Raw genomic sequence first — 13,135 nt, forward strand, 5'->3', positions numbered from 1 at the left:
CATTAAACTGGAACTGTTCAAAAATTGCATGAACCTCGACAGGGTTCTGAATTACGAAGGAATTATTTAGAATTGAACAGCCCTGGGTGCGGGGGAAAGCAGAGAAGTCGGCTTGAAAGGCTTTGGTCACAGTAATGTAGTTGGTTTGGGTGAGGGTATCAAAGCCGGCCGGCCCTGTCGCGGTCAGGCTGACGGTGTAAACGCCTGCCGTAGGGTAAGTGTGGGTGGGGCTGGGCAGGGTGCTGGTAATACCATCGCCAAAATTCCACTCGTAGCTGGTGGCATTGGTAGAGTTATTGGTGAAGGTGACGGTTAGCGGTGCCGCGCCATTCAAGGGGGTAGCGCTGAAAGCGGCGGCTGGCGGTCCCTGCTCGTAAATACTAACATTGAAGAACAGGCTTTCAGCATCTGGATTAGAAACGTCGTGGTCGTTGACGAAAAAGAGATACTGTTGCGGGCCGGTATAGTACTGCCCCACCGGAATGTCGTAGTGTTTCCACCCTGGCGCCACACTGGCATAATCTTGAAAGTCAGCCTGCCCCCAGGCTTGCGTGCCGTATAATTGGAAGGTTCGATCAGTGCTTAAACTGTCATCAGTGTCAAAACCAATCCCTTGGATTTCCCCTTGCGCTTCGCTCTTGAAGTCAAAAGACAACATCGTGTCAAGCGTGACCGTGTACGGCAGGGTGATCTTTTTCCAGCCGTTACCCCCAATCTGTAACCAGGAACCATCGCTGCCCACGGTGGCCACCCCGTTTACGTCCTGTGTACCGCCATAAGACTCGATGGGGTAGTTGTTGAAATTGATGGACAAGCCCGGCCCTGGGGTCGCCGCCCAGATGTAACCTGGCCGGGTCAAGGTGTCGGTCACCAGGCCATCAGAAGCTTGCAGGGTGACGGTGTAAAGGCCCGGCTGGGTGTAGGTATGGTGCGGGTTCGCCTCGGCGCTGGCCGGGCTGCCGTCGCCAAAATCCCATTCATAGCCGGTTGCGTTGGTTGACACATTGGTGAAGGTGACCGCCAGCGGGGCAAACCCCTGGCCGGGAGTGGCTGTAAAGCCGGCCCGGGTCTGGCTCATCAGGACGGCGATATCGGCCTGGCCCAGGGCGCGGTCGTACACCCGCCACTCGTCCAGTAGACCGTCGAAGTGCTGGACCACACTGCCGTTGTTCAGGCTGGCTCCCAAGATGAAGGGCGCGGTGGAGGCGTAGATTGTGTTGAAGTTGACCGCCCGGCCGGCGTCCAACTCCCCGTCCAGGTAGAGGCGCATTGTCCGGCTATCGGCGTCAAACACGGCGGCCACATAATGCCAACTGCCCACCGCCAGGGCGGTTGTCCCATTCAAAATGTAGTTGCTCTGATATTCGCCGTCAGGAGAAACAACAAAGGAGAGCGTGTTCGTATTGTAGGTCAAACCGAAACGATAGGCCCGGTTGCTCAGGCCGTATTCATACTTGTTGGCCAGGAGCATATAGTCGCTGCTGCCACTCTCAACCTGCACCCAGCCGGCCAGGGTCAGGCTGCCGGTGATGTTCAATCCCTGTTGCACCGCATGGTCAATGGCCAGGTACTCGCTGTTACCCCGTTCAAAGTCCGCCGCCAGACCCACTTGCCCGGTGGTCGAGCCAACTGTGTTGTAATCGGTCAAGTGATTGCCATTGGTTGAGCTATCGAACCGCGTCCCGCCGGTCTCATCCAGCCGCCAGTAGCCCTGCAAACCCTGTTGGGGCGTGGTGGCGTGAATGTACGCCGGCCGGGTCAGAGTGTCGGTCACCAGGCCATCAGAAGCTTGCAGGGTGACGGTGTACACCCCCGGCCGGCTATAGGTGTGCGCCGGGTTCTCCTCAGCGCTGGCCGGGCTGCCGTCGCCAAAATCCCACTCGTAGCCGGTGGTGTGGGTCGAGAGGTTGGTGAAGGTAACGGCCAGCGGGGCAAAACCTCGCGAGGGCGCAGCGGTGAAACTGGTCCCCGGCAGACCCATCACCTGTTGGATCTCGGCCTGGCCCAGGGCGCGGGCGTATACCCGCCACTCGTCCAACTGGCCGTCAAAGTGCTGGGCCGGGTTGCCGGCGCTGTCCAGGTTGGCCCCCAACATAAAGGGCGCGCTAGAAACGTGCAGTTGGTCGTAAGCCACGGCCTTGCTGCCGTCCGGCATCCCGTTCACGTACAACCGCAGTTCCCGCGCCTGGGCGTCAAACACCGCGGCCACGTGCGCCCAAAGGCCGGTGGGTAGGGTCGTGGCGCCCGCCAGTTCATAGGCCGGGTTGGAGGCTGTGCCGTCCGGCGAAGCAATGAAATTCAGCCGGTTGTTCTCATTCAACACCAGCCGGTAGCCCGCATTCTCCTGCTGGCCCCGGTCGTACCACTGGTATTTGGCCGCCAGGGCCAGGTAGTTACTGCTGCTGCTCTCCGGTTTAACCCAGCCCATCAGGGTCAAACTGCCGCTGATGCCCAAACTGCTGTGTAGCGGCTCGCTGACCACCAGGTATTGAGACGCATCCTTTTCCAGATCCACCGCGCTGCCAATAACCCCGGCCTCAACCCAGCCCGGCCCGTTGACCGGGGTCAGGTGGTAGCCGTAGCCGGACCGGTCCTGCCGCAGGCCGCCCGGTTCGTTCAACCGCCAATAGCCGCGCAGGTCACTCTCCGGGCTGAAAGCATTGTTGACCGTGATGTAAGCCGGGCGGATTTTGGTGTTCGACCCCGCCGGGCCAATCGCGGTCAGGGTGACGGTGTACAGACCGGGTTGGCTGTAGGTATGACTGGGGGCGGTCTCGGTGCCGGTGATGCCGTCGCCAAAGTCCCAGGTATAAGCCGTGATCTCGGTGGTGGGGGTGGACAGGTTACTGAAGCTGACTGTTAGCGGGGCCGAGCCGATGAGAGGCGCGCCGGTGAAATCGGCGGCCAGCGCGCTGTAGCGCTGGGCGTAGATTTCGTTGTCCCACTCCCAGGCCACCAGCGCTTCCGGCGCATCAGGCCGGGCAGCCAGAGACAGGCCGGCCACCCCTCCCACGTCCTCAACCAGCAGGTGGTTGTCTCCTGACAACGTTCCATCAAGACCAATGCGCTGGCCGTACAGATCGTACCAGGAACTGCGCCGCCGGTCGGGCCAGGTAGCCAAAAAACCCTGCCCGTTACTCAAGGCGGCCACCGTGGGCGAGTGCTGATAATCGCCGGCTGTACTCAAGGCCAGGTTGCTGCCCAACAGAACCCCGCTGGCGGTCAGCAGTTGCCCGTAAATGTCGTAATGGGTGCTGCTGTAATTACGTTCATCCCGCCACACTACCAAATAGGACCCGCTGTCCGGGTCAACCGCCAGCCTGGCATACTCCTGGTCCAACCCGGCAGTGGTGAGTTGGCAGGAAATCGCCGGGTTGCTCTCATCGGCCGGCGTGCCGGGATTGTCCGCTAGTATGCCCTGGCCCGAAACCTGCTGACCGTAAATATCGTAGTTGCCGCTGGATTGGTATTGGCGCCAGACTGCCAGGAATTGCCCGGCCACCGGGTTATAACTGACGGCCGGATAATCCTGGGTGCGAGAGCTATAGGCGCTGACAATGAAATTGCTGCCCGACAGGACCCCACCGGCCGAGATCAGTTGGCCATAAATATCGCCATAGGGGTCAGCCCGCTTATCGCGCCACACCGCCAGATAGTATTGGTCAGCAGGGTTGTAGGCTAAATCCGGGTAACTCTGGCCCGCGCCGGTGGCGGCTACCACAAAGTTACTGCCCGCCACACTGCCCTCAGCCGAGATGCGCTGGGCGTAAATATCGCCGCCGCTGTCGCTGCGCCGGTCTTCCCAGATCACCAGATAGCCTTCCGCCTCGGCCGCCGCCACGCGGGGTTGCGCCTGATCGCCGCCGGCCGTGATCTCAGAAATGGGGAAGTTGTCACCCGCCGGTTCGCCGTCTGCGCCTAACCGCTGGCCGTAGATGTCGGCATCCCCGTTGCGATAATCTTCCCACACCAGCAGGTACTCGTTGGTTGCCTCGTTAAAGGCTACCCAGGGATATTGTTTCAACCCGGTCACCGGCCCAATGGGAAAGGAGTCTGCCGGGGTGGCCCCACTGCCAGTGACCAGCCGGCCATAAGTATTGAGGCTGTAATTTCGCCAATCCGCCCAGGCCGCCAGGTAACCGCCACTGGCCGTGTTGGCCGCCAACTCCGGGTAGGTCTGGGTGTAACCGGCCACATAGAGGCCAATGTTGTTGCCCGACAGCCCCCCATTGGTCGTGATCACCTGGCCATAAATATCTTGCTGCCCCCCACGGTCGTCCCGCCAGGTCGCCAGGTAAACCTGGTTCACCGGGTCATAGGCCACATCGGGGAAACTCTGGTAAGTGGCCGCTACCGCCGAGACCACTATTTCACTGCCCACCAGCGCTCCGCTTGAACCGATCAGTTGGCCATAAATGTCCCCACTGTCGCCGCGGTTATCGCGCCACACCACCAGGTAGGCGCCCGTATCACTGTTGGCCGCCACCACCGGCAAACCCTGGCTGCCGCCGGCATTGCTGACCACAAAGGCCACCCCCGGCTGGCTCTCGTCGCCCGGGGTGCCGGGGTTGTCCAGCAATTGGCCGCTGCCCCCCAGCCGCTGGCCGTACACGTCGGCCCACCAGCGCGACCAGACCACCAGAAATTCCGCCGCCGCCGGGTTGTAGGCCACCCGCGGGTCGTAGTTATCGCCCGTTTCGTTATACACCGCAAAGTTGCTGCCCAAAAGTACGCCGCCGGCCGAGATGAGTTGGCCGTAAACGTAAATGGCCGGCCCCCGCCGGTCGCGCCAGACGGCCAGGTACACCTCATCAGCCGGGTTGTAGGCAATATCGGGCGTGTCTTGCAGCGCTTCGGTGGCCCCCACCGGGAAGTTGGCCCCCACCAGGCTGCCGCCGGCAGCCACCCGCTGGCCGTACACGTCGCCGTCCGGGTCGGCCCGGTAGTCGCTCCACAGCACCAGGTATTCCTGGTCGTCGGGGTTGTAGGCCAGGGCCGGGCGTTCCTGGTTGCCCTCGGCCTGGGCGATCACGATCATCTCGCCCACCAGGCTGCCGTCGGCAGCCACCCGCTGTCCCTGGATGTCCGCGCTGGCCCCGCCCGTGTCGTAGCCGCTCCACACCACCAGGTATTCGTCCTCGTCCGGGTTGTAGGCCACGTCCAACTCGCCCTGGGTGTCGCGCGGGTCAGAAATCAAAGCAGGATCGCCCAGCATCGGGTCTATCACCACCGGGTATTCGGCCTCGGCCAGCCAGTGGTCCGGCACGGTCAGGGTCAGTTGCCGGCCCTGCAAGGCCAATTGGGCGTAGGTCGTCCGGCCCCGGGCGTCTTCCACCAGGGCCCCGCTGTAGGCCAGCACCCCGCTGCCGCCTTCATTCAACCCCCGCCGCTCGCCCGGCCGGTGGAAAATGAGGCCTTCTTCCGAGGAGAGCAATTCGGGCTGCAAGGGGGTTTCAAAACGCCCCCGGATGACCAGATCGCCCTCCGTTTGGGGCGGAGTTTCCAGGATGAACAGTTGCTGCAGGCCCTTGTCCCGGGCCAGGTAACTCTCCACCAGGCCCGGCCCGCGCCGGTAGCGGGCTTCATTGTCTGCCGTCGTAGGGGCCGCCCCGTTGCCCCGCTGCCGGTAGAGTACTTCGCCCCCGGCCCGGATGTCCAGCAGGCGAAAAGAGAAGGTCACTTCGCCTGCTGCGTGCCTCTGGCCGTCATCTTCTTTCAGGTCCAAAACCAGGCCGGCCGCATCCCAGACGGCGCGGTAGCGTTCGTTTTCCACCTGCCAGCGCCCGGCCCCGGCCGGTTGCAGCCGGTGGCGCGCCCGTTGGGCCAGGGCCGCCGGATCAAAGGGCAGCGCCTCGTTTTGCGGGCCAACCCGTACCCGCCCGGCCCGGCCAATGGTGAACGCTGCCTCTCCGCTCACCTGATCCACCTGGGCGGTCAATCGTCCCTGGCCCGGCCGGCGCCCGGCGGTCAGGGTCAGGCGGGCCAGGCCCTCTTGCGTGCCGGCGGTGGTCGCGGACAGCGTGCCGCCCTCAACCGCCAGGTTGACCTGGCTGCCGTCGGCCACAGCCCGCCCCTCGGCATCGGCCACATACACCAACACTGTGGCTTGTCGGCCGGCAGGCAGGTGGGCCGGTTCGACCACTACGGACACCTGGGCCGGTGGGCCGGCCGGAACCCGAGTTGGGATTGGTTCCGGGGTAGGTAAGGGTGGGGGTGGGGCAATGATCAGGCTGGCCTGGGCAAAACCTGAACCGGCCAGGGGCGGCGCGCTGATCTCGGCGGCCAGGTTCAGAGCCTTGGCTTCGGCCTCGGGCGCGATCCGGCCCACGTAGCCCAGGGCCAGACTTTTTGGGCCGGCCAATTCCGGGGGGATCTGCCAGCGCAGCAAGCGCAAGAGGGGGTTGTAGCCGGGGAGCACTGCCCCCAGCGCGGTATCGTAATTGACCTCCACCGGCAGGGTGGCGCTGATGACCAAGCCCGCTACCGCCGCCTGGGCCGGGTTGGATAGGGTCAGGGTCACGGTCACTTCCTGCCCCGGCTGGACAAAGGCCGGCTGGATGTGCATGCTCAAACTCAGCTCAGGGGGAGCGGCGGCCACGGTCGGAGTGGCGGTGGGGGTGGGAACCAGGGTGGCGGTGGCCGTGGGTGTCAGCGTGGCCGTGGCCGTCGGGGTGAGGATGGCCGTTTCGGTGGGAATGGCGGTGGGAATCTCGGTGGAACTGGGGGTAATGGTGGCCGTGGCCGTTTCCGGGGGAAGTTCGGTAGGCCCGGCTGTGGCGGTCGGCGCGGCGGTGGCTGTTTCGGTCGCCGGAGGCGGTTCGGTGGCCGTAGCGGTGGGAACCTCGGTGGGGGTTGGCTCCTCGGTGGCCGGGGCCGTTTCGGTGGTGGCGGCGGCGGTCGGTTCTTCGGTGGGATCCGGTTCAACCGTGGGTTCGACCTGGTAGCCGGCGTGTTCCACCACCCTGGCCAGGGCCGGCAGTGGCATTGAGGTCAAGACCAGTGAGACAATGAGTAGACAATGAATGACAACCTGGATTGTGCGTAGCATGAACGCCTCCTTCTCCTGAATAAGGACTAACGACGAAGGACCAACGACCAATGACGAAGGTCAGGTGGCCACAAACAAAAACACGCCCGGCCCGGCTGCCCGGAGAACCGGGATAGCGGGACTTGGCGTGTCACCTTGTTGTGGCAGTTGAAGGGTCGCGTTGAGATAAACTCAACCGGCCGTTGAACCCTCTCATCGTTGGATCACCTGATGGTTTTTGGCAGGATTGGCTGATTGTGGCGGGGAATTCCGGTTCAAACCCTACGGTCAAATAGCGGTCGGTATTCTCAGCAGTTGCCCCGGGGGAGTGAGGATGCCCCTCCTGCTCCTGATTGGCCGGAAGTATACGCTACATTTTTTCATCAGGCAAATGAGGCTTATTAAACAGAAGGCAATGTGCCGGCTCTCGGCCAAGTCTGCCCTTACACCTCTCCCGACATATCGAGACGCGAGAGTAGTGAGAGATAAAATAGGCTTCGCGCTATAAGGCGGAGGGCATCTCTCTCGGAGGGAAAACGGATTTGATGTAAGGAGCTGATCTCCAAGTGCCAGTTCTTTCAGAAAGGACTAACATTGTGACGTTAGTTATTGGCGTAGGGTGCAAAAACCTCATCCATAAAGATGCGGAGGAAAAAGTGAACTGAATCGGGGCTCCCTGAACGAGGAAGCTTCAATAGAATAGGGTATCAGCGGATCCATCTCGAGTGATTTCGAGGTGGATCTTTGCGTTTTGGAGGAATTCTGGGGTCTCTAAAGAGCAGCAATCCGTCGCCAACCCACAGGATGACGACCCTGAGGTGGTCAGGGCTTTGAGGAAATGATATTTGAGATGGTAGTGGTTCAAGCCGGGCAAAGCGCCATCTGATCTGAACCGCGGTAGTAGTCACTGATGAAGCCCAGAATCATACCCGGCGTAAATGGTTCTCGCTGAAGATCAATAGGTGGTTGAGGCACTCTTCCCGCACAGCGCGCCCCCGCCGTTCGGCAGATGCCATTGGCGTTGGGCGACTGGAAGGGGGTAGGAATGATGTGGATGTGCTCTGACCGAAAAACCGTGTCGTGAGTCTCGGTGAACTTCCCGTCATTGTCGTGGATCAGAAAACGAGGTCTCTCGTCACTTTGCTCGAGTGTCCACACATATTGCCGGGCTTGTTGGGCCACCCAGAAGCCATCGGGATGAGCGGTGACTCCGGCCAGGTGAACCCGTCGGGTGCCGACTTCGATGTAGAACAACACGTACAAGGTCTGCAACCAGAGGGTTTCCACGGTGAAGAAATCACAAGCCAGGAGCTGCTGTTTGTAGTGGGTCATCAGATGTCGCCAACCGAGGGAGCCATTGCGTACGGGGGCCGGCACAATCCCGTGCCGATCGAGGATGTTGCGAATGGTGGTCTGGGAGACCTTGTATCCTAACTTGTGCAGTTCCCCCTCGATCTTGCCCTAGCCCCAGCGGTCATTCTCCTGAGCCAGGCGGACAACCAACGCCTCAAGTTCGTGATCGAGTGGTGGTCGTCCGCCCTTGTTGTGCTGATCGTAGGTCCATTTGCGGCGGACCAGTTGGCGATGCCAGCGCAGTACGGTTTCGGGTTGAAAGAGGCGAATGAGGTCACGCAGTTGGTTGGCTGGACGCCGGGCGCCTTGCTTGAGTTTGGTCACCAGCACAGCCAGGGTCAACTTCTCAACTCGGGTTGGCTTGAGGGGTGATTGTCGTTTTCGTTCGGCCAGATCCAACTGATAGCGCAGGATCATGATTTCCAGGTCTTTTTCCTGGTCAGACGTACGGCCGATACGGATCAATTGGATGAGGGCGGAAAACAGTTGCGTCAGGATGAACCAGCCCATCAGATTATCTGTCCCTCCTTGGCATGATGAGCCATCATTTTACCACAGATGACCAGTTGGGCAGATTTGAGCTTTGTTTTCTCGGGTAAATCTTTCTGGATGAGGTTTTTGCACCCTACGGGGTCAAATCATACGAGCCGCATCGGTTATGTCAAAATAGGACGGGCTGAATTATCAACGGTTTGCGAGGGGTGTACTTTGGCGGTTATAACACCCTTTTGACCGTTCTTTCCGACAGGCTGCTAGGCAAAGGGGGTGGGCGTATTAACCGGCACCGGGGTAGGAACCAGGGTTGGGGTGGAGGTGGGGGCAGGGGTGTCGGTGAGGGTGGGAATAGGGGTAGGGGTGGGCGGCGCGGCAGTGGGCGCGGACGGCGCAAGGGTATCTACCGGGACCGGAGTATCCACCGGAACGGGCGTGTCCACCGGCTGGATGGGTATAGGCGTTGGGGTGGCCGTGCCTGCCAGAGATTCAAAGATAATGGGATAGGTAAAAAAGAGGGCGCAACAAAAGAGGGCAATGATCAGGATGGCGGCCAATGCCCACTCGGGGGCGATTACCCCCTGGTTGATGAGCCGGCCGCTAACAACGCTGACCCCTCCTTCTGTTGAGCTAACCTGCAAGGAAAAGGTTTGGCTGATCTTTCTGCCGATCCAACGTTTCTGGCCAGGCGCAATTTGGAAGTCCACAGTGCCTACCTCGCCGGGGCCAACCTGCACGGTGGCTTGGGCGGGTTCAAAAATTATCCCCTGGTCCAGTTGGGGCCGGATAGTAAAGGTTTCGACGTTGTTGCCCTGATTTTCTATGGTGACTTGCGTCACCTGACCCGGCGAGATTTCTTGGGGCCAGAGGCTGCTTTTGAACTGGGTGTAAGGCAGCACGGTTAAAACCCGGTTTATCTCGTTACTCTGGCCCAGTTGTTGTTGGCTGACCACCTGAATGCTCAACGAGTAGCTCCCGGCCCGGCTAAGCGGCGTCCGGGGCGGTTGGAAGGTTAACTCTACCTCCTGCGTTTCGCCCGGCGCCAGATTCAGCGCGGCCGGGGAGATGGTTAGCCAGTTGGGCGGAACGCCTTGCGCCCGCACCTGGCAATAATCATCCCGGCCGCCTTGATTGCGCAGGATGAGTTTGGCGGCCGCTCGTTGGCCAGGCGTAACGGTCAGGGGTTGGGCCGGCGTTGCCGGAGAAATAAGCACCTGGGCCGGCGCCGTCTGGGTGGGGAGCGGAACGGTCTCCCCGGCCAAACATTCGCCCAGAGCCTGGGCCAGCCCTTTGGCCGTTAAGTAGCGGTCGGCCGGGTCTTTGGCCAGCGCCTTCAGCATTACTTGTTCCAACGCCTCCGGTAAAGCGGGGTGGCTGGCCCGCGGCGGCGAGGGCGGCACCTCAATGTGCAGCCGAATTGCTTCGGCCAGGTTCCGGGGTCTGAAAGGCGGCTGGCCCACGACCAGGTCGTATAGCAGAATGCCCAGGGCATACACGTCGCTGCGCACATCGGTAACGTGGCCCAGCAAAAATTCTGGAGAAACCTGGTAGGTCAGTTGATCAATAGGGAAATCCTCTTGCACTTGCAGCATTTCCCGGTGCGGCCGGAGCAGGGCAAAGTTGATCAATACCGGCTGCCAGGCCAGCCCGTCTTTGGCTTCGCTGGGCCTGAGCATAATGTTGTCGGGTGTCAGGCTGGGGTGCAGCACGCCCTGTTGGTGCATATAATCAACGGTCAAACTGAGTTGGCGGATCAGTTCGATAATTTGGGGCAAAATAGCCTGCTTGTCAATAACCTTAAAAGGTTGCCGCACCTCGTGTAAGTTGGAGCCGGGAATGAATTCCATTACAATGTAAATCATTGAGTCCATCTCGCCAAAGTCATAAACTTGCACAATGCCGGAATGGTCCAATTTCATTGCCGTGCGGGACTCCTGGCGAACCCGTTCGCGCAATGTTTTCTGCTTAACCTGGGTCAGGTCAATGATTTTCACGGCCACATCAAGTTCAATTTGGGTATCGTAAGTCTTGAAGACCACGCCCCGGCCGCTGGTGTCCAGGATTTCGTCAATCCGGTAACGATTCAGGAAAGATTGATGAAGCATTGTTTCCGGCTGATGGAGCGACCACGGCCCGGCAGACGCTGCCGGAATAATTGAAAGTGCTCCTGGCTTGGCCGCAGGAGCGGCGGGAGGTGCATCTTGATCCATCGCAGATTTTTGGCCAGGCTGCCGGACACGCTCCACAAAAACCTGGTATCCGGCCGGGTTAGCCCGCTGGACCCGGGCGACCAATGCGCCCAATTGACCATGCCGGTCGCAATATTCAATCAAGGCGTGGATTTTTTCAGCTTTACCCAGGTCGGGCGTAAAACAATCGGCGAGGGGGGGGCAGTATTGGGCGGCGAGTTGATTGACCGCCTCCTCGCTCAAAACAGAATCCACCAGTTGGTGAATGACTCGTTTTTGTTTGCTGTCATAGTCTAAATGGTCAGACATTTCCGTTGTCCTTTTCTGTTTTGAGTGATGGCTGCTTGGCCGGGGGGCTTATTTTACGTCTATTCTTGATTTTGCACAACCAAGGCCCAAAGTAACTTCCCGGAAGCCGCCGGTGGGATTATCCAAACTTCTGGAGAGTCAGTTTGGCCTTGCTTTACAATTTTAAGTTGGCCATTGGCCAGCGGCGAGGTTAATTTTAATATTAAACTTACAAAAGTGAATTATTATTAATCCTATAGTAAGAATTTCAGAGGGGGGGCTTTGGTAGAAGGAGAATTTTTCTCGTTCTCACCCCGAGTGTGAGAATGAGAAAAAGGTAGAAGTTATTAATTAATCGTCTTATTAGTGAAAGGAGAATTTTAAAATGACACACACATTACCCAATTTGCCGTATGCTTACAATGCCCTGGAGCCTCATATTGATGCCAAAACTATGGGCATTCATCACGGCAAGCATCATCAGGCTTATGTGAATAACTTGAATGCCGCGCTGGAAAAATATCCTGATCTGCAAAACAAAAATGTGGTTGAATTGCTGGAAGACCTTGACGCCGTTCCCGAAGATATTCGGATGGCGGTGCGCAACAACGGCGGCGGCCACGCCAATCACTCCCTCTTCTGGCCCTGCATGAGTCCCCAGGGTGGCGGCAAACCCAAAGGCAGTCTGGCCGAAGCCATTAACGCCTCTTTTGGCTCCTTTGACAGCTTCAAAGAGCAATTTACCAAAGCCGCCATGACTCGTTTTGGTAGCGGCTGGGCCTGGCTTTGTGTGGACGTTGAGGGCAAACTGGTGATTACCAGCACGCCCAACCAGGACAACCCCATTGCCGAGGGCTTGGTGCCCATTCTGGGTTTAGACGTGTGGGAACACGCCTACTATCTTAATTACCAAAACCGCCGCGCCGATTACATTGCCGCCTGGTGGAATGTGGTCAACTGGGATGAAGTTTCCAAAAATTTACTGGGGGTAAAAATTGGCGCAGGGCTGGACCACGCCAAAGCATGGGTCCAAGAAACCTGGACCAAACTTGAAGGAACCTGGGCCAGGTTTACCGGCGACGCCCCTCAATAAGCAAACGTCCAAAAATAATTTGGGGAAGTTTCGTTCCCGCACTTGTTTGGGCCTAAACCCTAATTTGGGAACGAGACCTCCCCTTTAATAAATAGACCGGATTGACAAAACCTTCAGGGAAAATATAAGCAGAAATTTTGTCAATCCGGTTAATGCTGAAAAAAATTGTGGACTTGGCCCTGTTTCAGGCCACCAGGTAGCTGGTCAACTGCACTTCGTTTCGACCGGGCCGGCTTTGAACCTTTATCTCATCTATTAACTTGCGCATCAAATACAACCCAATGCATCTCCGATCATGGCCGGCGCATTTATCTGGAAGCGGCGTAGGGATGGGATTGCGGCCGTTATCAATAACTTGCACCTTGATCCTGTTCCGGTCTGTGGCTAACACAATCAGAACTTGAGTTTCAGTATTGAGCGAATTGCCGTATTCAATGGCGTGGGTGCAGGCCTCGCCCACTGCGGTTTTTAAATCTTCAATTTTCTCTTTAGAGAAACCCATTTTCCAGGCAACATTTGCCACAACAGACATGGCAATTTTTTCGTAGCCCAGTTCGCTGGGTATAGAAATTTCTACAACTTGTTTATCCTGGTCAATCCCCATTGCCCTCATTGACTAACACTTTTAACATTTGACATCCTGAGCATCAAACCATACCTTTATGGCAGGAGACAATCAGATAACGATGACAC

Annotated in this window: 6 protein-coding genes and 3 pseudogenes; 1 reads left to right on the forward strand and 8 read right to left on the reverse strand. The window is 58.8% G+C overall.

The window, feature by feature from the left end; all coding sequences use genetic code 11:
- The 7 genes and pseudogenes from JW953_18555 to JW953_18585 all read right to left on the reverse strand — a co-directional run.
- The coding region (locus JW953_18555; protein ID MBN1994708.1) for a PKD domain-containing protein at positions 1 to 658 on the reverse strand (658 nt) is incomplete at its 3' end.
- Between the two features lie 216 nt (positions 659 to 874).
- A pseudogene (locus JW953_18560) lies at positions 875 to 1,078 on the reverse strand (PKD domain-containing protein).
- A gap of 6 nt (positions 1,079 to 1,084) precedes the next feature.
- Positions 1,085 to 1,810: pseudogene (locus JW953_18565) on the reverse strand (LamG domain-containing protein).
- Positions 1,811 to 2,710: 900 nt separating this feature from the next.
- Positions 2,711 to 5,038: pseudogene (locus JW953_18570) on the reverse strand (PKD domain-containing protein).
- A 2,850-nt stretch (positions 5,039 to 7,888) separates the two neighbouring features.
- Positions 7,889 to 8,359, reverse strand: a complete 471-nt coding sequence (locus tag JW953_18575; protein ID MBN1994709.1) for a hypothetical protein — start codon at positions 8,357 to 8,359, stop codon at positions 7,889 to 7,891.
- Positions 8,360 to 8,488: 129 nt separating this feature from the next.
- Complete coding sequence (locus tag JW953_18580) at positions 8,489 to 8,890, reverse strand: hypothetical protein (protein ID MBN1994710.1); 402 nt, start codon at positions 8,888 to 8,890, stop codon at positions 8,489 to 8,491.
- A 242-nt stretch (positions 8,891 to 9,132) separates the two neighbouring features.
- Complete coding sequence (locus JW953_18585; GenBank protein ID MBN1994711.1) at positions 9,133 to 11,370, reverse strand: protein kinase; 2,238 nt, start codon at positions 11,368 to 11,370, stop codon at positions 9,133 to 9,135.
- Positions 11,371 to 11,734: 364 nt separating this feature from the next.
- On the opposite strand from JW953_18585, the gene JW953_18590 reads away from it, so the two are divergent.
- On the forward strand, positions 11,735 to 12,442 hold the full coding sequence (locus JW953_18590) for a superoxide dismutase (protein ID MBN1994712.1): 708 nt from the start codon (positions 11,735 to 11,737) through the stop codon (positions 12,440 to 12,442).
- Between the two features lie 184 nt (positions 12,443 to 12,626).
- Here JW953_18590 and JW953_18595 read toward each other — a convergent pair whose 3' ends face one another.
- A complete protein-coding gene (locus JW953_18595) occupies positions 12,627 to 13,046 on the reverse strand; it encodes an ATP-binding protein (protein ID MBN1994713.1) in 420 nt (139 codons plus the stop codon).
- Positions 13,047 to 13,135: the final 89 nt, after the last annotated feature.

This window comes from Anaerolineae bacterium (assembly GCA_016931895.1).
GTDB lineage: Bacteria > Chloroflexota > Anaerolineae > 4572-78 > J111 > JAFGNV01.